This is a genomic window from Metabacillus flavus, from assembly GCF_018283675.1.
In the GTDB taxonomy this organism is placed as follows: Bacteria; Bacillota; Bacilli; order Bacillales; family Bacillaceae; genus Metabacillus_B; species Metabacillus_B flavus.
This window is the reverse complement of the sequence record NZ_JAGVRK010000001.1, coordinates 3,822,503-3,842,558: the sequence shown is the minus strand read 5'-3', so window position 1 is coordinate 3,842,558 and position 20,056 is coordinate 3,822,503. Positions and strand designations below refer to the sequence as shown.

Sequence of the window (20,056 nt, the reverse complement as noted above, 5' to 3'; positions counted from 1 at the left end):
GTGTTTGTTGTTGTGATGCCAGGCAAGAATGCCAGGCAAGATGAAAAAGGAGTGCGATGCCAGGCAAGAATGCCAGGCAAAATGGGAAGAACGTGCGATGCCAGGCAAGAATGCCAGGCAAGATGAAAAAGGAGTGCGATGCCAGGCAAGAATGCCAGGCAAAATGGGAAGAACGTGCAATGCCAGGGAAGAATGCCAGGCAAGATGAAAAAGGAGTGCGATGCCAGGCAAGAATGCCAGGCAAAATGGGAAGAACGTGCGATGCCAGGCAAGAATGCCAGGCAAGATGAAAAAGGAGTGCGATGCCAGGCAAGAATGCCAGGCAAAATGGGAAGAACGTGCAATGCCAGGCAAGAATGCCAGGCAAGATGAAAAAGGAGTGCGATGCCAGGCAAGAATGCCAGGCAAAATGGGAAGAACGTGCAATGCCAGGGAAGAATGCCGGGCAAAGGTGTAAAAGGAGTGCGATGCCAGGCAAAATGGGAAGAACGTGCAATGCCAGGCAAACTGCAGCTGCACCAGCACCAGCACCCCCCTTACCCATAAAAAAGCGGCCCGCAGAACATTCTGCAGACCGCTTTCCTTCTATATTAAATCAAGAATCTCTATCTCCACCCCAAAATGATCCGACACCATAGCCTTATTCACCCCGTTAAAGATCACGGCAGAACTCATTACCCTGAGCGGCTGATTGGTTAAAATCAAATCGATTCGAAGCGGGTTTTCATTTTCTTCCCATCCGGCTATTTTGCCTGGAACGGTTATGCCGCTGTCTTTTTGTTCAGCGAGTTCATACGTATCCAGGAGGCCCTGGCTTTTTAAATAGTCATAGCCTTCACCGCGGATGTGTGCGTTATTATTGAAGTCGCCCATCAGGAAGAAGCGGTGTTCTTTATGAACCTGGCGGAGCAGTGAAACTGCTTGCTCTTTGAAGGGTTCTTCTGCATCGTCCCACCAGCCGAGGTGGCAGGAGTAAAAGGAAACCAGTTCATTTTCAGCTTCAACCGTTACGCCGACAATCCGTCTGGTTTTCCAATAGGCAGTGTCTGTACTGTTTGTTATAAGGAAGGAATGAGTTTCCCTGATGGGGAATTTCGACAAGATGGCCGACCCTTCCTCATAAATATCGTAGCCGATGTGTGATTGGCCCCATTGAAGTTCATAGCCTTGAATGCCGAGCTTGTTTAGCTCAGCGAGAAGAACAACGGCATAATTGTCTTTTTTAACAAGGCCATATGCCGTTTCTTCATTTATAGACTGATTCACTTCCTGGAGTGCAATGACGTCATAGTCTTTCTCGGCGATTGTTTTCGCTAGAGTTCTTATCTTTTCCATTTGGTTCTCTTCGATCCAGGCATGGCAGTTAAGAGTCAGCAATTTCATATTATGCTCCCAGTAAATCCTGGATATCAGATTTAATAACGTCTGCTTTTGGTCCGTAGATGGCTTGTACGCCTTTGTCTTTAACGATCAGGCCAAGTGCGCCTTGTTCTTTCCATTTAGGTTCGCCTGCTACAAGGGAAGAATCTTTTACTGTTACACGAAGGCGTGTCATGCAGGCATCTACATCTGTAATATTGGATCTTCCACCAAGAAGTTCAATGATAGCAGGTGCGAGAGAACCTTCTTGAACAGCTCCGCCTGTTTTTTCGCCATCTTCGTTGTCAATGTAGTTTCCATTGCGTCCCGGTGTTGGGAAGTTGAAGCGTTTGATTAGGAAATGCGCCACTCCGAAGTTCAGTCCGAAGAACACAGCACATGCAATAAGGAAGTTTACGAAATCCATCCACAGTCCAGCTTTGAAGATCATCGGGGTGCGAGTTAACAGCTCAATGAATCCGAATGAGTGGACGCGCAGGTTAATGATATCAGCAAGGGCAAATGCAAGTCCTGTAGTAATGGCATAAACAATATACAAAAGCGGTGCAGCAAACATGAACATGAATTCAATCGGTTCTGTAACCCCAGTAAGGAATACTGCAAGACCGGCAGAAAAGAACATGGATTTGTACTTTTTGCGTTTGTCTTTATCAACATTGCGGTACATGGCATAAGCGATACCGATCAAAGAAGCAGTTGAAAGAATCATTTGTCCTACTTTAAAGCGGGCAGGGTGAACGTCGTTCAATAGTTTTTCGTATCCAGCCTGGTTTCCTGCAGCCAGGTAGTTGTTCAAGTCAGCAATCCAAGCAAGCCATAGCGGATCTTGACCGGAAACGACTGTTCCTGCGCTTGATCCAGTCAGAACGGTGTACGTTCCGCCAAGAGCAGTATAGTTCATCGGAACCGTCAGCATGTGGTGCAATCCGAAAGGAAGGAGCAGACGCTCAAGTGTCCCAAAGATGAATGGTGCAATGATTGGTGCAGTATCTTTAGAAGACGCAATCCATTTACCGAAGTCATTCAGCAAACCTTGGACGAAAGGCCATACAAGAGACAGGACGATTGCAGTAATGACAGATCCGCCAATAACAGCGAACGGTACAAAACGTTTTCCGTTGAAGAAAGCAAGAGCATCAGGCAATTTACTGTAGTTGTAATATTTATTGAACAGGTTCGCTCCGAGGAAACCGGAAATGATTCCAACGAAAACTCCCATGTTAAGGGCCGGAGCCCCAAGTACTGATGTGAAATAATCTTTTACAAGAAGATCTTGTCCAAACAATGAGTTTACTACTGCGTTCGGATCATCGAACATGGCAGCGTTTACTCCGAAGATCGCACCAGTGATCCGGTTAATTAGAACGAATGCGATTAGGGCAGCAAAGGCACCGCCGGCACGTTCTTTAGCCCAGGATCCCCCAATGGCTACTGCAAATAAAATGTGAAGGTTCGTGATGATCGCCCATCCGATATCCTCCATTACTCGTGCGATGGTCATGACAAGGGTGACGTCCCCTCCCATCATCGCTACTAATTTCCCTAAAGAAATCATGATTCCGGCAGCAGGCATAACGGCAACCACTACCATAAGTGCTTTACCGAACTTTTGCCAGAAATCAAATGAAAATAAACTTTTCATGACTTGCTCCTCCTCTGTGTATGGGCTTACATTGATAAGTAAATAAAAATGCATGGCTGAAACCGAATACATTTTACTAATAAAGTAAAAAATAATATGCAACATAAAGTGCAACCGTTTGCATTCTGATTATATGAAATATAAATGCACAATGCAAGAGTTTCTGGAAAAATATTTTTTGAAGGAAATATGACCGTCTTAATGGTAAAGAATGACCGTTATATATGACCGAAGCCCTAAAAAACGACTTCTTTTTTTTACATTATTATGAGTTTAAAATTACTTTTTTACTAAAAAATATCTAGAACGAACGCAGTCTCTTATATTTTAACTTGGGTATGACGGAAACAGATCTAAGAGGTATTTTGACAGCTCCTTTCACAAAGCTTGGAATAGTTTTTATGAAATGCTGATACAGCAAAAAAGAACGGCGTACCTGCTGATGACTCAGCGGATAGATACGCCGTTCTTCTTATTTTCTCTTTTTGAATTTATCTTCTGAATCTGAATCAGACTTCGTTTTATGCTTCTTTTTCTCATCCTGCATATCTTTTTTTAAATCTTCCAAAGGAATGGAATCAACCGTTTGTTCGCTCTCAAATTTATCGTGCATGCTCTCATTATCTGTAGGTACTTGCTCAGGATGTTCATTACGGTGTTTAGTGCTTTCTTTCGACAAAATCTCCACCTCCCTGATATAATCTGTATATTCCACCGTACAAAAATGTTCAAACGTAAGCCAGGCAAACAATGAAAGCGTTTATCACTTATTAACGGCCAGTAAATTCTGCATTTCGTCATGTACACTTAATAAAATTTTACTTTTCTGCTACTGCCCTCCAGCTGGATACAGAGAGTGGATTTTCCCCGAAATCTAGAATTATCCAATTGTGTGAACATATTGTGAAAAAATATTGAACAAGATGTGACTTTTGTATGAAAACTGGATGACATTAAAATTTGGAAAGCCATTTTTGTTTGTGGTCTGTTACTATAAGGGTAAAAGTTTAAGTGATTGCTGTGCTTATAGACTTTTTTGTCATTATTTATAGAAGGATTGGGAAGGATGGTGAACCTTTTGGGTAAATATTTGAAACCTATCATTTTATTTGGAGCTTTAATGTCAGTGTTTTTGCTTGGCGGCTGCAGCCAGATGGCCGTTCTCGATCCGAAAGGACCGGTTGCCGCGCAGCAAAGAGACCTGATCATGCTCTCTATCGTATTTATGCTGTTTATCATAGCAGTTGTCTTCGTTTTGTTTGTTCTTATTATTTTTAAATACCGCGAGCGCCCTGCAAACATGGGATATGAGCCGCCTGAAATGGAAGGCAGCAAGTTTCTTGAGATTGTTTGGACGGTTATTCCGATTATTATCGTAATCGCACTTTCCATTCCAACAGTTCAGGCCATCTACAGCCTGGAAGAAATACCGGAAAGTGAACACGCGGATAAGAAACCGCTTGTTGTTTATGCAACATCTGTAGACTGGAAGTGGATCTTCAGTTATCCGGAGGAAGATATTGAGACAGTCAATCAGCTTTATATTCCTGAGGATCGTCCGCTGGAATTCCGTTTAACATCTGCTGACACAATGGCATCATTCTGGATTCCTCAGCTAGGCGGACAGAAATATGCTATGTCAGAAATGGAAATGAAGCTTTACCTTCAATCCGATGAGCCTGGTGTATACGAAGGACGCAATGCCAACTTCACAGGTGAAGGATTTACAAAACAGCGTTTTAAAGTCTACTCCCAAACAGAGAAAGATTTCGCTGCCTGGGTGAAGAAAAGCCAAAGTGCTCCTGAACTGAAAGAGGAGCAGTATGAGAAATTAATGTTCCCTGGTGATGCGAAACCGATGACATTCTCTTCAACTCACTTAGGATTTGTAGATCACGCGAAGGACCCTGAATATGCAATCAGAGTCCGTGAGAAATACGGAGTAACTTACCAGGAGCATCATTCAAAGACCGAAGAAAAAGAAAAGAATGATACCGGGGAAGAATTAGGCTCCAAATAGGAAAGGAGGAAATTCAATGTTTGAATTTATCAAGAACAATTTGATCCTTGACGATCCGCTTATTATGGGAGCTCAAGTATCTATTGGTCTTACTACAGTTGCAATTATTTTCGTCCTTTCCTACTTCAAAAAATGGAAATGGCTATGGACGAACTGGCTGACTTCGGTTGACCATAAAAAATTGGGGATTATGTATATCATTGCCGCAATTTTGATGCTTTTCCGCGGAGGGGTCGATGCACTCCTTATGCGTGCTCAGCTCACGGTAAATAATGCAGAGTTCCTGAACTCTCAGCATTACAATGAAATATTCACGACACATGGAACGATCATGATTATCTTCATGGCGATGCCGTTCCTGATTGGACTGATCAACGTTGTCGTTCCTCTTCAAATCGGTGCACGCGACGTTGCTTATCCTTATTTGAACTCATTGAGCTTTTGGACATTTTTCGTCGGAGCGATGCTCTTTAATATTTCATTTGTATTCGGGGGTTCTCCATCAGCAGGCTGGACAGCTTACATGCCTCTTGCCGGTGTTGAAAGCTCTCCTGGACCAGGGCAGAACTATTATTTGCTTGGTCTTCAAGTAGCAGGTATCGGTACTTTGATGACGGGTATTAACTTCATGGTTACGATCTTGAAAATGCGTGCAAAAGGTATGACGCTTATGCGTATGCCTATGTTTACATGGACTGCTCTTATCACATGTCTGATCATTGTGTTCGCTTTCCCTGTATTGACTGTAGCACTTGCACTTATGACATTTGACCGCTTGTTCGGTTCCCACTTCTTTACTCTTGCAGACGGCGGTATGCCGATGCTGTGGGCGAACCTTTTCTGGATTTGGGGACATCCTGAGGTATATATCGTTATCCTTCCGGCTTTCGGTATCTTCTCGGAAATCATTGCTACATTTGCACGAAAAGCACTGTTCGGATATAAAGCGATGGTTGCCGCAATCGTTGTTATTTCCGGTTTGAGCTTCCTTGTATGGGTGCATCACTTCTTTACAATGGGTTCAAGCGCTGGAGTTAACTCTGTATTCTCAATCACAACCATGGCAATTGCCATTCCTACAGGTGTAAAAATATTTAACTGGCTGTTTACGCTTTACAAAGGAAGAATTAAATTCACTGTTGCAATGCTTTGGTCTCTTGCTTTCATCCCGACATTCGTAATCGGGGGAGTTACAGGGGTTATGCTAGCAATGGCAGCAGCTGACTATCAATACCATAATACGTACTTCCTTGTTGCTCACTTCCACTACGTATTGATTGCCGGAACAGTTTATGCGTGTTTCGCTGGTCTTTACTACTGGTATCCAAAAATGTTCGGCCACAAACTGAACGAAAGAATCGGCCGCTGGAGCTTCTGGTTCTTTAACATTGGATTTAACGTTTGTTTCTTCCCAATGTTCTTCTTAGGTCTTGACGGTATGCCGCGCCGTGTTAACACATACGATGCAGCAGACGGCTGGCAGGATCTGAACATTGTTGCTTCAATCGGAGCACTTGGTATGGCTGTTGGATTTATGGTTCTTGTTTACAACATCTATTACAGCTTCCGTTTTGCGGAAAGAGAGCAAACAGGAGATGCATGGGATGGCCGTACACTTGAGTGGGCGACATCTACAGCAATTCCGCCGCACTACAACTTCGCTGTTATCCCTGAAGTAACTGGCATGGATGAATGGTGGAGAATGAAACAAAGAAATAAAACGACTGGCAAACGCGAAGCAGTTGAATATAAACCGATTCACATGCCGAACTATTCCGGCAGACCGCTTATTATGTCAGTAGCTTTCGGTATCGCAGGATTCGGTATGGTCTTCTCCCTATGGTGGATGGCGATTATCGGATTAGTCGGTGTATTTGCAACAATGATCCTTCGCTCGCTTGAAATTGACGATGGCTACTATGTCAGCGTAGAAGAAATACAAGAAACTGAAAAACGGGCAACCGTTTAAAGGAGGCGTGAAATTTGGGACATTCACACACACATGATGGTTCAAACACGCCGCTGGAATATCAATCTGAAATAGGCAGATTGAATATTGTAGGCTTCTGGATTTTCCTTGGAGCGGAAATTGCGTTGTTCTCTACACTTTTTGCAACGTATTTCGCATTATTTAACCAAACTGCAGATGGTCCGCTTCCTGGGGATATGTTCAAAGTAGAAGGCGTATTGATTATGACATTCCTGCTTTTGATAAGCAGTTTTACAAGCGGTATTGCCATTCATGAGCTGCGCCGCCACAACATGAAGGGTGTATTCATTTGGACGATTATTACCCTTCTTCTCGGCGCCGGCTTTGTTGGCTACGAAGTATTTGAGTTCGTTGAGTATGTACATGAAGGCGCTACGCTCCAGACAAGTGCTTTCTGGTCCGCATTCTTTGTTCTTGCAGGGACACACGGACTTCACGTATCCATCGGTATCGCATGGATTTCCTTAATCCTAATCCAGGTTAAAAAGCGCGGTTTAACACCACAAACTGCTACCAAGCTTTTTATCTCAAGTCTTTACTGGCATTTCCTTGACGTCGTCTGGATTTTCATTTTCACTGGAGTCTATTTGATGGGGATGGTGTTGTAATATGGCTGGAAATACTCAAACATCTCATAACACACATTCATCTCATGATAAATTCCCATGGAGCAATGTCATTGGTTTTGCATTATCCATCGTTTTAACATTGCTCGCTCTATGGGTAGGCTTAGCATCAGGATTCTCTGATACCACTATCCTGATCATCATTTTCGTCTTTGCTTTCTTCCAGGCTGCACTTCAGCTGCTTATGTTCATGCATATGACAGAGAGCAGCAGCGGATGGATTCAAACCCTCAATACTGTGTTTGCAGCATTCATTGCGATTGTAATCGTAGCTGGAACAGTTTGGGTAATGGGATCGCATGGCGGTCACTCAGAACATCAGAAAAACCCGCCTTCTCATGGTGAACATGGAGAACATGAAGGTAAATAAACAATAGTAAACCGGTAATCGCTATCCCAGATTGGGCAGCGATTACCGGTTTTTTGTTTTAATATAAGGCTCTGTTAAAGTCTTATGTTGATTTTTAACACCTGTTGATTGGAGTGGAAGGCGCGAGACTCCTGCGGGAGCAGCGGGACAGGTGAGACCCCGCAGTGGCGAAGCCAGGAGGAGGCTCACCGCCCGCCTAAGGATAAGCTAACAGCCTGCAACGGAAATCACAGCCAAGTTTAACAGAGGCTAATATAAAGTCACCTCCGCTGGAAATCTGTACTTGAATATGGGGCTCACATCGTGAACGTCCGATAAACGTGGGAAGCGGAGCGGGCGATATCCGTACTAGAATGTCCGATGTCCATCCATGAGTGTTCGATAAAAGCGTGAACGTCCGATAACAGAGTAGAAGTGAATCCGGAGATGCCTAATACAAGAAAAAACCCTGCACCGAGTTCGATGCAAGGGTTATTCAATAATTGGTGATTTTGGAGCGTGCTTCTTCTCATGCTCACGCTTAATGATCGGGAAGGCATAAATTAGGAATGCTGCGATATGGGCAAATACTACATTGCCGACGAAGATCATATTGAGGACGTAGTGATCGATGAAATTTAAGCTTCCGCTGAGATAGAGGAGAAAGTAAGCCCACATTCCAACAATAAACGGAATATGGATGATTGCTAATCTCTTTCGTTCAGGCCAGAGAAATAAAGGAGTTGCTGTCGCGATGAAAAGATAAACCACGAACACATCCATTTCACTTACCTCCTTGTCAAATTTGTTAGCGCTTACATAACTTGACCAATTGTGACAGAGAAAAGAACAATTTGTGAACTTTCTGTTACAATTAGTATAACACAAAATTCTGATAATTAAAGGATTTTGTTTGAGAAAATTTGCCTATTTTTACGTTTAGCATTTCTCAATTGTGGAATTTTTAAACTATATACTTTGAGGAGGCTCAAAACATGACGGTAAAAGCACTGGTATTAAACTGTTCCTTAAAAAAGGGCGATGAAGAATCGAATACTGAAGCGTTAGTCAAAAAGGCCACCGGCATCATGCAGCGTGAAGGAGTATTTGTTGAAACAGTCAGAGTAGCTGACTATAAAGTCGCTTTTGGAATCTCCGATGATATGGGTGGAGGAGATGAATGGCCGCAGATCTTTGAAAAAGTGATAGAGGCGGATATTTTAATCATAGGCACCCCCCTTTGGATTGGGGAGAAAAGCAGCATTGCAGCCATGGTTATGGAGAGGCTGTATGGCGGAAGCAGCCTGACCAATGAAAAAGGACAATCCATCTATTACAACAAAGTCGGCGGAGTCGTTGTAACAGGGAATGAGGATGGAGCAAAAGATGCGGCCAAATCCATTTTGTACGGTCTTTCGCATATGGGCTTTACCGTTCCTCCAAATGTTGATACATATTGGGTGGGAGAGGCTGGACCAGGTCCTTCTTTTATTGAAGCGGATGGACATAAAAATGAATTTACAAAACAGCATGTGCAAATGCTTGCGTTTAACCTGATGCATTTTGCCAGAATGCTGAAAGGAAACCCAATTCCTGCTCAGGGTACGGTAATTCAATAAGAAAGAAATAGAATGAGGCTTGCTGAAATTAGAACACAGTGGAAACGCCGCAGCTGCCAGAGGTTAACATTGAAATCGGTATACAAGTGGTATAGAACCTGAAAAAGCCTGGAAAGTCAGGCTTTTTAATTTGCATAGGATTATGTTAAAGCTTAACACCTGTTGATTAGAGTGAATGGCGCATTCCTGCAAGCTGTTTCACCTATTCTTATTTCCTAAAATAAAGGAATGTGACATAATAAAGAAGAATTTTGAAAAAGAAGGGTGTTACATATGAATGATCAAACAAAGCTTTCGAAACGGAAGCTTTTAGGGATAGCAGGAATGGGTTGGATGTTTGATGCAATGGATGTTGGACTCCTCTCATTTATTATCGCCGCGCTTGCGGTTGAATGGCATCTGAAACCGGATCAAATGGCTTGGATCGGCTCGGTCAATTCAATTGGGATGGCAGCCGGGGCTCTCATTTTTGGCTTGATGGCGGACCGCATCGGCAGAAAAAACGTTTTTATTATCACTCTTCTGTTGTTTTCTGTGGGAAGCGGACTATCTGCCCTGGCTTGGGCACTGCCTGTTTTTCTTGTTTTGCGATTTATCATAGGAATGGGTTTAGGTGGCGAGCTACCGGTTGCCTCGACGCTCGTCTCAGAAAGTGTGAAACCGCATGAAAGAGGCCGCATCGTCGTACTTCTTGAAAGCTTTTGGGCAGGCGGATGGCTCCTTGCAGCCTTGATTGCCTTCTTTATCATTCCGCGTTTTGGCTGGCAGACAGCACTGGTCATCAGTGCACTTCCTGCATTTTATGCACTATATTTACGATGGAATCTTCCGGATTCCAAAGCGTTTAAGGCTGTTCAGGAAAAAGACCAGGAAACGATGCTGCAAAAAGTAGCGAAGGTATGGAGCGGGAAATACAAAAAACGCACCGCTATGCTTTGGATTCTATGGTTTTCCGTGGTATTTTCCTATTACGGTATGTTTCTATGGCTGCCAAGCGTCATGACCATGAAAGGATTCACCTTAATTAAAAGTTTTGAATATGTCCTTATTATGACTCTTGCTCAGCTTCCAGGTTACTTCAGTGCGGCCTGGCTGATTGAAAAAAAGGGCCGGAAATTTGTCCTGATTGTTTACCTGTCAGGTACTGCTCTGAGTGCCTATTTCTTTGGAAATGCAGAAACACCAGCGCTGCTTCTTGCGTCAGGAATGTTTCTTTCCTTCTTTAATCTTGGGGCATGGGGAGCGCTCTATGCATACACCCCTGAACAGTATCCAACTTCCATTCGGGGAACAGGATCAGGGATGGCGGCCTCGTTCGGAAGAATCGGTGGAATATTGGGACCGCTGCTTGTTGGTTATATGATTAAAATGAATGTTGAAATAGGAACGATCTTTACAATTTTCTGTTTCTCCATCATCATCGGTGTGCTTTCAGTTGCATTTCTGGGAAGGGAAACGAAACAAACGGAAATGGAAGAATTTTAATACCCTTCTGAGTGTTGATAATCGCTTTAGAGGGTGCTATAGTAATGGACAGACTTGCAGCCTGAGGTCTGAAGGAGGCAGGTCTGTTCAGTGTTTCGGAAGACCGCTGCACGGAAAAGATCTGTTCCGGACACCGGCGCTTTTTTTACGAAAATCTTCAAGGAGAGACAACTATGCTAACAAATATTAAAGAATACAGCCTGCTCATCATAGGATCTTTCTTTTTTGCAATCGGAGTTAATCTGTTTGCCATCCCAAATGAACTGGGTGAAGGCGGCGTAACGGGAATTTCGATGCTTCTTTATTATGTGCTTCATTGGTCGCCTGGAATTACCAACTTCATAATGAACGGTATTTTGCTTTCAGTCGGCTTTCGCTTGCTGAGCAAGCGTGTAACCTATTATTCTATCATCTCCATTGTGTTCACTTCCGTTTTCCTGCATCTAACGGAAGGAATGGCAGCACCAATTGAAGATGCCATCTTGGGAACCGTTTTTGCCGGTATTTTCATCGGGATCGGTCTCGGACTCGTTCTTCGCGCAGGCGGTACAACGGGGGCTCGGCCATTCTAGCGAGAATGACTCAAAAATATTTTGGCTGGAGTGTAAGCAGCTCGATGCTGCTGTTCGATATGATTGTGGTGCTAAGCTCTTATTTTGTCATAGGTGCTGCTAATACCATGTATACCGTAATCTCTATCTACATTAGTACCAAGGTGCTCGATTATATTCTGGAAGGCTTCGATACGAGAAAAGCCGCCACCATTATTTCTGATCATGCGGATGAAGTCGCGAGCCGGGTTAATGAAGATATGGACCGGGGTGTCACGGTTATTTCTGCAAAAGGCAGCTATACGAAAGAATCGCGCGATATTCTCTATATCGTCATTAATAAACAAGAGCTGTTTCAGCTGAAAAAAATCGTTCATAAAATTGATGACAAAGCGTTTGTCGTAATCCATGACGTTCGCGATGTATTCGGAGAAGGCTTTACCTTCCCGAAAACTTAAGGAACCCCTTCGATCTCTGAAGGGGATTTTTTTTCGGCTAAAGCCGCTCCAATTCAATTGTTTGACGGAGGCCAATCAACTCCGATACTCTTTAATCAGGAAATTCATGAGGATGCAGCTGTGTTATGGAAGAAAAGCTAAAGATGCAAAACGCTCTATTTGCTGTTCTATCAGCCCGCTTAAATAGTTCTGACCGATATGCATTAGAAAGGATTGAATCAAATGAATACAACAATTGAAACCATCTTAAATCACCGCTCAATACGAAAATTCCAGGATCGTCCCCTCACGGACGAACAAATATCCCTGCTCGTAAAAGCCGCACAGGCTGCTTCTACATCCAGCAATATTCAAGCCTACTCAATCATCGGCGTGAAAAACCCTGAAACGAAGCAGAAGCTGGCAGAGCTTGCAGGAAACCAGTCATATGTGGCACATAACGGCCACTTCTTTGTATTCTGCGCAGACCTTTACCGCCACCAAAAAGTAGGGGAAATGGAGAAACAAGATGTCACCGATTCCATTGAAAGCACTGAAAAATTCATGGTAGCGATCATTGATGCTGCTCTCGCTGCCCAAAATACAGCAATCGCTGCAGAATCAATGGGACTTGGCATCTGCTATATCGGAGGGTTGAGGAACAATCTTCCTGAAGTATCAAATGTTCTTAAAACTCCTGACCGGGTAATTCCGCTCTTTGGAATGACAATTGGCTACCCGGACCAAAACCCGGATGTAAAACCGCGGCTTCCATTTAACCATCTTTATTTTGAAGAACAGTATGACACTGGAGAGCAATACGAAGAGCAGCTGAAAGAGTATAACGAAACTGTGTCCGCCTACTACAATGAACGCACGGACGGAAGGCGCTCTGATACATGGACCGGCCAAATGGCGCAAATGCTATCCCATCCCCAAAGGATGTATATGAAAGACTTTGTTCAAAAGAAAGGCTTTGACAAGAAGTAAAGAAACAAGCCCCAGCATACCCGGGGGCTTGTTCCCTATTTACGTTTTGAGAACCACCAAAAAGGAAAAGCTGCCACAAGATACAAAAAGTATAAAATCGAAATAATCCATCCGGCAGGCGTTAAGATGAGAAGATCGACGACATCTTCTGCAGCCTGGCCCAATGGCCTCTTTTTTCCTGAAAATAAATATAAAAAGGAAAACAAAATGGAAAACAGGATAAAGCAGACTGCATAAGCAATGAGAAATATTAATAAAAGTTCTGGCATTGAAGCAGTTTCCCCCGGCTTTTTCTATTATTCTAGCACACCAGCAAATGGAAATAAGCAAACTCCGTAAAAGTTTTACCTTTCCATCTCCCATAAATTCTCCATAGCCCTTCCCAATTCCTTGTTGATAATAGAAAACCTGTGAACAACTTGTGTATGACTAAAATACCAAGTGCAGATATAGTAGGGAACGCATGTACCCACACAAAATGTGGGTAACTTTTGTGGATATGTTGATAAGTTCTGTGGATAAGATGTTTGTAAAGGAGTTTTCCCCTGTGTATATCTAATAATTTACAAAATAATAACCAAAGCTTCATAAAATTGTGGATAACTGGATGTTTTCCGAAATCAGTATTAATAATACTAATAGATGTGATAATCGGAGAAAATGGCAGAAATCACTGCAAACGTGGTACGAAGTGCAATGCCAGGCAAACCGGGAAAAGCGTGCGATGCCAGGCAAGATTGCCAGACAACCGGGGAAAAGCGTGCAATGCTAGGCAAGAATGCCACGCAAACAAGGAAAAGCCTGCAATGCCAGGCAAGAATGCCAGGCAAACGGGGAAATGTGTGCGATGCCAGGCAAGAATTCCAGGCAAACAGGGAAATGTGTGCAATGCCAGGCAAGAATGCCAGGCAAACAAGGAAAAGCGTGCAATGCCAGGCAAGAATGCCAGGCAAACCGGGAAAAGCGTGCGATGCCAGGCAAGATTGCCAGGCAAACGAAAAAAAGCGTGCCTTCCCAGACTTCAATCCTGAAAAAGCACAATGCGAGGCGTCTCCCAACCATATCAGATTACCCACCCCCACCTCCACATCCAAACAAAAAACAGCCCGTGCATCAACGGGCTGTTTTTTGTTATTTATTCTCCGTGCAGTCTCAAGCCTGCATGGTTGGTAGGTCCTACATATTCATTAAGCGGGAAGGAATGTTTAATCGCTGCTGTAATAAATTTCTTCGCTTCGTATATGGCATCTTTTACGTCCAGGCCTTTTGCCAGGTTTGCCGTGATAGCAGATGAGTATGTGCATCCTGCGCCGTGGGTGTAAGTTGTGTCGATCCGTTCGCTTTCCAGAATTTCGAAATCCGTTCCGTCGTAGAGAACGTCTACTGCTTTTTCATGCTCAAGTTTTCCGCCGCCTTTGACAAGAACATAAGGAGCGCCTAGTGCATGGATTTTCGCTGCAGCGTCTTTCATTTGTTCGACTGTAGTAATGGTTCCAATACCGCTTAGCTGTCCGGCTTCGAAAAGATTAGGCGTCACTACGGTAGCAACCGGCGTCAGAATATCACGCAGTGCTTCAGCAAGCTCTGGGTACAGAACCTCATCTGCTCCCTTGCACACCATAACGGGATCGACTACTACGTTTTTCAGACCATGTTTCTTAATCGTATCCGCTGCAAGGCGGATAATATCCACAGTTGGCAGCATGCCGGTCTTCATTGCGTCCGCTCCGATACCTTCAACGATTGTAGAAAGCTGGGGCTTTATCACATCGAGCTCAACCGGGAAGACTTGATGGTGCCATTCGTTATGGGGATCCATCGCGACAATCACAGTTAAAGCAGACATTCCGTATACACCATGCTCCTGGAAGGTTTTCAGGTCAGCTTGGATTCCTGCTCCGCCGCTGCTGTCCGAACCGGCAATGGTTAATGCTTTAGGCATGTTCATATGTTGTACCTCCATCCAAATTAACCTTTTATTTATCTTGTTTATTATACCAATTGATTGCTCTGTTATAAAGATTCCTGGCCGAGGGAGAAAAGGGGTTGCTATTGGTGGAAAAATGAGGTAAATTATTAATTGAACATCGGTTAATAAAACGGGGTGTAAAAGTGGCAGCAAGAAAAGCAGTTAAACAGGAATTAACTAGAGACATCATTATTGCTTCAGCCCGGGAACTCTTTGTAGCGGAAGGGTATCAGAATGTTTCAGTGAGAAAAATTGCAGCCGAGCTCGGTTACAGCCATGGATCTATTTATTACCATTTCAAAAGCAAGGCTGAGCTTTTTTATGCAATGGTGCGTGAGGACTTTCAATTACTAAATGAGGTGCTGGATGAGATCCTTGAGAAGAAACAGTTATCCAATGAAGAGAAGCTGAGAAGCATATTATTCGGTTACATTGAATTCGGACTGACTCATCAAAGCCATTATGAAGTGATGTTCCTTATAAAAGATGAGGAAGTGAAGAGCTACTTTGCGCAGGAGCCAAATTTAAGCTATGAAAAGTTTGCTCAATCTATATACAAGCTTTCTGCAGGCAGCGTCACGGTTTCGCAAATCTGGTCCATTTTCCTTTCGCTGCATGGATTTGTGACTCATTACAGCAAAACGGGAATGGCGTTTGAGGATTCAAGAGAGATGGCCAATCATCATGTGCAGTTTTTAATGAATACACTAGTTCCGAAATCTTAGCTGCAGATTACTCTGCGGCCTGCTTTTTACACTTTATTGACCGATGGTTAAATAAAAACAAAAGGATGATATTTTATGAAAAATGCAGTCGTTTTAGGAGCATCCGGAGGAATGGGATACTCCCTTGTTAATGAGCTGATCGAGAAAGGTTTTAAGGTCACAGCCTTTGCCAGGAACAAAGCGAAATTGGAGCGGCTTTTTGGAGGAAAAGAAGGAGTCGGGATTGTAATCGGTGATGCATATGCAGAAAGGGATATCCTCAATGCCTGCAAAGGAGCGGATATGATCTTTCATACAGTAAGTGTACCTTATCCGGATTGGACAGAGGGACACCCAGCTATTATGAAGAATGCAATCAATGCGGCTAAAGCTGAAAACGCTAAACTCATTATTATTGATAATATTTACGCCTATGGAAAGCAGAATGGCAAAAAAGTAGAAGAAACAGCGCAAAAAAGTCCTCATACTAAGAAAGGGCAGATTCGCCTTTCCCTTGAAAAAATGGTAAAGGAATCAGGAGTAAGCTATATGATCCTTCATTTTCCGGATTACTACGGACCTAATGCTGAAAATACTCTTCTGCATCAAACGCTCAAACCAGTTTCTTCGAATAAAAGAACGATTTTCATTGGGGATCTGAACAGTAAAAGGGAATACATTTATACACCGGACGGTGCAAAGGCAGCCGTTGCACTGGCAATGAAAGAGGATTCATTCGGTCAGAACTGGAATATTCCCGGTTCAGGTGTGATCAGCGGAAAGGAATTGATGCAAATTTTTCAAAGGGAAGCAGCCTATACAAAACCAGTGTTGAAGATAGGGAAACGTACAATTTGGCTGATGGGGCTGTTTGATCGGAATATGAAGGAAATGAGAGAAATGATGTATTTATATGAGAACCCGGTCATCCTCTCAGGGGAAAAATATCAAAACCATATCGGGATCCTTCCTGCTACACCATACGAAGCTGGGATCAGCAAGACGCTCGCTTACATGAAAAAAAATGAATAAGCAGTATTCCGGCTATCCAGTGTTGGATGGCTTTTTTTCGCAGAGCTTTGTATGAATAGTTCGTCAGACAAAGCGGCTATCCCACAGCAGCGTCAAACCCAGTATCCTCCGCTCAATAACTCCATGCAGCTTTTCCCCTCAAGCAAAAATGTCCTCTAAACGAGCAATTTTGGCCCGGTTGACGGAATGTGAAAGCGTTAATAAAATGGGAAGCACTGAAGATTAGTCATAGTTTATTAAATTAATAAAGTGTGCACAAGTCATTTTGAAAGCGTTAACTACACAACTGGGAGCTGGTTGCATGAATGTATTGACGGTATTTTCGTTTATCTTTTTCACGGGTTTAGTGGCTGTTATTTCCTATTTTCTGACGAGGGATGAGAAGCTTGATACTCAGGATGGTTATTTCCTGGGTGGCCGGAGCCTTGGGGCCTGGGTAATTGCAGGGTCTTTATTGCTGACAAATCTATCAACTGAGCAGCTAGTCGGGCTGAATGCAGACGGTTATAAGTTTAATATGTCAGTAATGGGCTGGGAGGTTGGATCCTCAATCGCGCTTGTTTTAGTAGCCTTTTTCTTGCTCCCGCGCTATTTAAAGGGAGGAATTACGACCATCCCGGATTTTCTTGAAAAACGGTTCGACAGCGGAACAAAACAGATTGTTACGCTCCTTTTCTTGTTTGGATATGTCCTTAATCTTCTTCCTCCCATCTTGTATTCAGGAGCGACAGCATTAAGCTCGATTTTTAATGTGCAGGAAGTGTTTGGTGTAAGCTATGAAACCTCAATCTGGATAATGGTTTGGGCGATTGGAATTATTGGATCGATTTATGCGATATTCGGCGGTTTGAAAGCGGTCGCAGTGTCCGATACGATAAACGGAATAGGGCTGCTCATTGGAGGACTTCTTATTCCGTTCCTTGGATTGACAATGCTTGGAGATGGTTCACCGATTGCGGGCTTCCAGTCTATTGCTGAAAATACACCGGAAAAATTGAATTCAATTGGATCCAATACGGATCCTGTTCCTTTCAGTACGATGTTTACGGGAATGCTGCTTGTTAACCTTTTTTATTGGGGAACAGCACAGCATATTATTCAAAGGGCGCTTGCTGCCAAAAATCTGAAAGAAGGGCAAAAAGGGCTTGTCATCACAGCATTTCTGAAACTGTTGGGTCCTGCCTTTCTAATCCTGCCGGGAATCATCGCTTATAATATCTTTGGTCCTGGACTGGAACCGATGGAGGCTTATCCAAAGCTTGTAAACCATGTACTTCCTACTCCTCTTGTCGGGTTCTTTGCAGCCGTATTGTTTGGAGCGATATTATCCTCCTTTAATTCTGCATTAAACTCATCGGTTACACTTTTTGCGTTAAACATTTACAAGCCTTTTATTCGTCCAAATGCAACGGATGCACAGGTTGTGAAAAACGGGAAAATTGTCGGTACGTTCCTTGCTATATTTGCCATGTGTGTGGCACCGCTGATCATGTTTGTTCCGCAAGGGTTTTTCCAGTATCTCCAGATTGTAAACGGATTCTATAATGTGCCGATTCTGACCATTATCATTGTTGGATATGCAACGAAACGGGTGCCGGCCATTGCTGCGAAAATTTCGCTGGCGCTGTTCATTTCGGTATATGCAATCACCCAGCTTGTTTGGGATACGGGAATTCATTTCCTTCACATTCTTGCTGTATTGTTTGTTCTGTGTGTCGGACTGATGCTCCTGATCGGAAAAATCTGGCCTAAGGACACGGTCTATGAGCTTGAAGATCAGAAGGTCGTGGATATGACGCCTTGGAAGCTCCTCTATCCAATGGGCTTTGCCGCGGTTGTTGCAATGATTACCGTCTATGTACTCTTCTCATCAGCTGGATTTGCAAATGGATAATGAGGAAAGCCGCCGGACATGGGTCCGGCGGTTTTTTTTCATCCTCTAAATCATGATATAATAGGCCACAAATGGATAAGAAGCAGGTGAACACGTTGAAAATTCAAGCCTTATACGATGAAATTTATGAGCGTTTGGAGAAAGACCATGACCAAGTGCTTTCCGCCCTTCGTCAAAGTGAATTGAACGAGGAAGAAGCGGAGAAAGCGGAGCGGATGGAGCTCGCTCTTCAAACGGCCAAGGATATTTTTGAAAATATCATGACTCCTGGGACCAGCATGAAAATTGTCCACTCAAAGGGTTCGCTGACGATTGAAATAGATACATAAGTCTATTCCTGAATGAATTTATCCTGCTGCCACCCGGCTTTTTCTTTTCTGAGCTGTCCTGGGGATTTGCCTGTTACTTTCCGGCACACCTTATTTAAGTAATTTGCGTTCGTATAGCCTACAAGTACAGCAATTTCCTCGATTGTATATTTGGTGTGACAAAGAAGCTCAAGCGCCTTTGCAATGCGGATATTCGTTAAATATTGAATCGGTGTGAGACCTGTATTTTTCTTAAAGATTCTCGTGAAGTGGTAACGGGAGAGCCCGGATGCATCCGCCATTTCATCAGGACCGATGGGATTGTGGTACGAATGTCTGGCAAACAGGACAGCACTGACTATGCTTTCAGGCCAGTCTTCCATTTCCCTGTCCATCGCCGATACATATTCGTAAAGCTCCATAATGAATTGATAAGCAAGACTTGAGCCTTTATAAGCTGACGTTATATTTTTGCTGTTGGCTTCATCATAGATCTGTTTAACAAGCTTGACTGGAACAGATTCAGGATGAAACCGGATGACCTGGTTCGTTTTTTCCTTGATGTGTTCGAAGCAGCGATCCGCTTCCTGGCCAAAAAGCGTCACGTACATAAACTCCCACTTTTCGCTTGTTTCAGGCAAATAATAACGGTAATCACTCGGGCTTTTTACAATAAAAGCCTGACCGGGCTGAACACGATGCGTCCTGCCATCTATCTGAATTTCCCCATAGCCGGATAAGGTGACCTGAAAAATGACCTTGCCAAGATCCTTGCGCTCTGTACCGCTCCAGGAATAAATCGGAGATGACTGCAAGTCCCAGCCGACTGACCAGAGCTGTGCGAGGTGATTGACTGGTTCCTCTTTAAAGCGGAAGGCGACCGCTCCGTACTGTGAATCTGACATAATCGATCCCCCTCCAAGCAAAAAAAGATTGTTTTATCGATTGAATGCTTATGACGTAAAAGTCAAATAAGCGTTGAAGTCATCCGCAACAGGATGTTTTCTTGCAAGCAAAAAAATACCTATAGTTCTTAACTATTTTACCATTGTCATCCCCT

21 protein-coding genes and 1 pseudogene are annotated in these 20,056 nt (G+C 43.5%); 15 read left to right on the top strand and 7 right to left on the bottom strand.

From position 1 onward, the window contains the following. Window positions 1–40 precede the first annotated feature (40 nt). Together J9317_RS19590 and J9317_RS19585 are read left to right on the top strand one after the other, a co-directional pair. On the top strand, window positions 41–208 hold the full coding sequence (locus tag J9317_RS19590; protein ID WP_211561731.1) for a hypothetical protein: 168 nt from the start codon (window positions 41–43) through the stop codon (window positions 206–208). A 12-nt stretch (window positions 209–220) separates the two neighbouring features. Next, window positions 221–457, top strand: a complete 237-nt coding sequence (locus tag J9317_RS19585; protein ID WP_211561729.1) for a hypothetical protein — start codon at window positions 221–223, stop codon at window positions 455–457. A gap of 128 nt (window positions 458–585) precedes the next feature. Here the strand turns inward: J9317_RS19585 and J9317_RS19580 are convergent, their stop codons facing one another. From J9317_RS19580 to J9317_RS19570, 3 genes are all read right to left on the bottom strand, one after another. Next, window positions 586–1,383, bottom strand: a complete 798-nt coding sequence (locus tag J9317_RS19580) for an endonuclease/exonuclease/phosphatase family protein (protein ID WP_211561727.1) — start codon at window positions 1,381–1,383, stop codon at window positions 586–588. A 1-nt stretch (window position 1,384) separates the two neighbouring features. Further along, window positions 1,385–3,022, bottom strand: coding sequence for a PTS transporter subunit IIBC (locus J9317_RS19575; RefSeq protein ID WP_211561725.1), 1,638 nt, complete (start codon window positions 3,020–3,022; stop codon window positions 1,385–1,387). Window positions 3,023–3,494: 472 nt separating this feature from the next. Further along, the gene (locus tag J9317_RS19570) at window positions 3,495–3,710 is read right to left on the bottom strand and encodes a hypothetical protein (protein ID WP_347880571.1); all 216 of its coding nucleotides are present in this window, start codon (window positions 3,708–3,710) and stop codon (window positions 3,495–3,497) included. Window positions 3,711–4,088: 378 nt separating this feature from the next. Here J9317_RS19570 and qoxA point away from each other — a divergent pair, with 378 nt between their 5' ends. Genes qoxA through qoxD form a run of 4 tightly spaced genes read left to right on the top strand, consistent with a single transcriptional unit; the run spans window position 4,089 to window position 8,028 of the window. Further along, complete coding sequence (qoxA, locus tag J9317_RS19565; protein ID WP_211561721.1) at window positions 4,089–5,042, top strand: cytochrome aa3 quinol oxidase subunit II; 954 nt, start codon at window positions 4,089–4,091, stop codon at window positions 5,040–5,042. 16 nt (window positions 5,043–5,058) lie between these two features. After that, entirely contained in the window at window positions 5,059–7,011 is a 1,953-nt protein-coding gene (gene qoxB, locus J9317_RS19560) for a cytochrome aa3 quinol oxidase subunit I (protein ID WP_051860776.1), read from the top strand. A gap of 14 nt (window positions 7,012–7,025) precedes the next feature. After that, entirely contained in the window at window positions 7,026–7,640 is a 615-nt protein-coding gene (qoxC, locus tag J9317_RS19555; RefSeq protein ID WP_211561719.1) for a cytochrome aa3 quinol oxidase subunit III, read from the top strand. A gap of 1 nt (window position 7,641) precedes the next feature. Beyond that, complete coding sequence (gene qoxD / locus J9317_RS19550; protein ID WP_035410278.1) at window positions 7,642–8,028, top strand: cytochrome aa3 quinol oxidase subunit IV; 387 nt, start codon at window positions 7,642–7,644, stop codon at window positions 8,026–8,028. Window positions 8,029–8,499: 471 nt separating this feature from the next. Here qoxD and J9317_RS19545 read toward each other — a convergent pair whose 3' ends face one another. Next, entirely contained in the window at window positions 8,500–8,790 is a 291-nt protein-coding gene (locus J9317_RS19545; protein WP_035407889.1) for a spore morphogenesis/germination protein YwcE, read from the bottom strand. A gap of 212 nt (window positions 8,791–9,002) precedes the next feature. On the opposite strand from J9317_RS19545, the gene J9317_RS19540 reads away from it, so the two are divergent. The 4 genes and pseudogenes from J9317_RS19540 (at window position 9,003) to nfsA (ending at window position 13,089) form a co-directional block, all read left to right on the top strand. Continuing rightward, a complete protein-coding gene (locus tag J9317_RS19540) occupies window positions 9,003–9,626 on the top strand; it encodes a flavodoxin family protein (protein WP_211561710.1) in 624 nt (207 codons plus the stop codon). 273 nt (window positions 9,627–9,899) lie between these two features. Next, on the top strand, window positions 9,900–11,111 hold the full coding sequence (locus J9317_RS19535) for an MFS transporter (protein WP_211561708.1): 1,212 nt from the start codon (window positions 9,900–9,902) through the stop codon (window positions 11,109–11,111). 173 nt (window positions 11,112–11,284) lie between these two features. Then, window positions 11,285–12,120 (top strand): annotated as a pseudogene (locus J9317_RS19530) (YitT family protein). Window positions 12,121–12,342: 222 nt separating this feature from the next. Next, the gene (gene nfsA / locus J9317_RS19525) at window positions 12,343–13,089 is read left to right on the top strand and encodes an oxygen-insensitive NADPH nitroreductase (protein ID WP_211561706.1); all 747 of its coding nucleotides are present in this window, start codon (window positions 12,343–12,345) and stop codon (window positions 13,087–13,089) included. A gap of 35 nt (window positions 13,090–13,124) precedes the next feature. On the opposite strand, the gene J9317_RS19520 is transcribed toward nfsA, so the two are convergent. Next, window positions 13,125–13,358, bottom strand: a complete 234-nt coding sequence (locus J9317_RS19520) for a hypothetical protein (RefSeq protein ID WP_211561704.1) — start codon at window positions 13,356–13,358, stop codon at window positions 13,125–13,127. Between the two features lie 391 nt (window positions 13,359–13,749). Here J9317_RS19520 and J9317_RS19515 point away from each other — a divergent pair, with 391 nt between their 5' ends. Next, window positions 13,750–14,262, top strand: a complete 513-nt coding sequence (locus J9317_RS19515; RefSeq protein ID WP_211561702.1) for a hypothetical protein — start codon at window positions 13,750–13,752, stop codon at window positions 14,260–14,262. Here the strand turns inward: J9317_RS19515 and J9317_RS19510 are convergent. After that, on the bottom strand, window positions 14,225–15,037 hold the full coding sequence (locus tag J9317_RS19510; protein ID WP_211561700.1) for a bifunctional hydroxymethylpyrimidine kinase/phosphomethylpyrimidine kinase: 813 nt from the start codon (window positions 15,035–15,037) through the stop codon (window positions 14,225–14,227). The two genes, J9317_RS19515 and J9317_RS19510, sit on opposite strands and share 38 nt — an antisense overlap. Before the next feature lie 164 nt (window positions 15,038–15,201). Here J9317_RS19510 and J9317_RS19505 point away from each other — a divergent pair, with 164 nt between their 5' ends. From J9317_RS19505 to J9317_RS19490, 4 genes are all read left to right on the top strand, one after another. Next, complete coding sequence (locus J9317_RS19505; RefSeq protein ID WP_211561698.1) at window positions 15,202–15,783, top strand: TetR/AcrR family transcriptional regulator; 582 nt, start codon at window positions 15,202–15,204, stop codon at window positions 15,781–15,783. A gap of 75 nt (window positions 15,784–15,858) precedes the next feature. Next, window positions 15,859–16,794, top strand: coding sequence for an NAD(P)H-binding protein (locus tag J9317_RS19500; RefSeq protein WP_211561696.1), 936 nt, complete (start codon window positions 15,859–15,861; stop codon window positions 16,792–16,794). Between the two features lie 301 nt (window positions 16,795–17,095). After that, the gene (locus tag J9317_RS19495) at window positions 17,096–18,688 is read left to right on the top strand and encodes a solute:sodium symporter family transporter (protein WP_211561694.1); all 1,593 of its coding nucleotides are present in this window, start codon (window positions 17,096–17,098) and stop codon (window positions 18,686–18,688) included. A 95-nt stretch (window positions 18,689–18,783) separates the two neighbouring features. Beyond that, the gene (locus tag J9317_RS19490; RefSeq protein WP_249292255.1) at window positions 18,784–19,017 is read left to right on the top strand and encodes a hypothetical protein; all 234 of its coding nucleotides are present in this window, start codon (window positions 18,784–18,786) and stop codon (window positions 19,015–19,017) included. Between the two features lie 2 nt (window positions 19,018–19,019). Here the strand turns inward: J9317_RS19490 and J9317_RS19485 are convergent, their stop codons facing one another. Then, entirely contained in the window at window positions 19,020–19,901 is an 882-nt protein-coding gene (locus J9317_RS19485; RefSeq protein ID WP_211561691.1) for an AraC family transcriptional regulator, read from the bottom strand. Window positions 19,902–20,056 lie beyond the last annotated feature (155 nt).

Excerpts from the sequence above, each read along its gene's own strand:
- J9317_RS19590 (WP_211561731.1), top strand. The coding sequence starts at position 41 with ATGAAAAAGGAGTGCGATGCCAGGCAAGAATGCCAGGCAAAATGGGAA.
- J9317_RS19585 (WP_211561729.1), top strand. The coding sequence starts at position 221 with ATGCCAGGCAAGAATGCCAGGCAAAATGGGAAGAACGTGCGATGCCAG.
- J9317_RS19580 (WP_211561727.1), bottom strand. The coding sequence starts at position 1,383 with ATGAAATTGCTGACTCTTAACTGCCATGCCTGGATCGAAGAGAACCAA.
- J9317_RS19575 (WP_211561725.1), bottom strand. The coding sequence starts at position 3,022 with ATGAAAAGTTTATTTTCATTTGATTTCTGGCAAAAGTTCGGTAAAGCA.
- qoxA (WP_211561721.1), top strand. The coding sequence starts at position 4,089 with ATGGTGAACCTTTTGGGTAAATATTTGAAACCTATCATTTTATTTGGA.
- qoxB (WP_051860776.1), top strand. The coding sequence starts at position 5,059 with ATGTTTGAATTTATCAAGAACAATTTGATCCTTGACGATCCGCTTATT.
- qoxD (WP_035410278.1), top strand. The coding sequence starts at position 7,642 with ATGGCTGGAAATACTCAAACATCTCATAACACACATTCATCTCATGAT.
- J9317_RS19545 (WP_035407889.1), bottom strand. The coding sequence starts at position 8,790 with ATGGATGTGTTCGTGGTTTATCTTTTCATCGCGACAGCAACTCCTTTA.
- J9317_RS19540 (WP_211561710.1), top strand. The coding sequence starts at position 9,003 with ATGACGGTAAAAGCACTGGTATTAAACTGTTCCTTAAAAAAGGGCGAT.
- J9317_RS19535 (WP_211561708.1), top strand. The coding sequence starts at position 9,900 with ATGAATGATCAAACAAAGCTTTCGAAACGGAAGCTTTTAGGGATAGCA.
- nfsA (WP_211561706.1), top strand. The coding sequence starts at position 12,343 with ATGAATACAACAATTGAAACCATCTTAAATCACCGCTCAATACGAAAA.
- J9317_RS19520 (WP_211561704.1), bottom strand. The coding sequence starts at position 13,358 with ATGCCAGAACTTTTATTAATATTTCTCATTGCTTATGCAGTCTGCTTT.
- J9317_RS19515 (WP_211561702.1), top strand. The coding sequence starts at position 13,750 with ATGGCAGAAATCACTGCAAACGTGGTACGAAGTGCAATGCCAGGCAAA.
- J9317_RS19510 (WP_211561700.1), bottom strand. The coding sequence starts at position 15,037 with ATGAACATGCCTAAAGCATTAACCATTGCCGGTTCGGACAGCAGCGGC.
- J9317_RS19500 (WP_211561696.1), top strand. The coding sequence starts at position 15,859 with ATGAAAAATGCAGTCGTTTTAGGAGCATCCGGAGGAATGGGATACTCC.
- J9317_RS19495 (WP_211561694.1), top strand. The coding sequence starts at position 17,096 with ATGAATGTATTGACGGTATTTTCGTTTATCTTTTTCACGGGTTTAGTG.
- J9317_RS19485 (WP_211561691.1), bottom strand. The coding sequence starts at position 19,901 with ATGTCAGATTCACAGTACGGAGCGGTCGCCTTCCGCTTTAAAGAGGAA.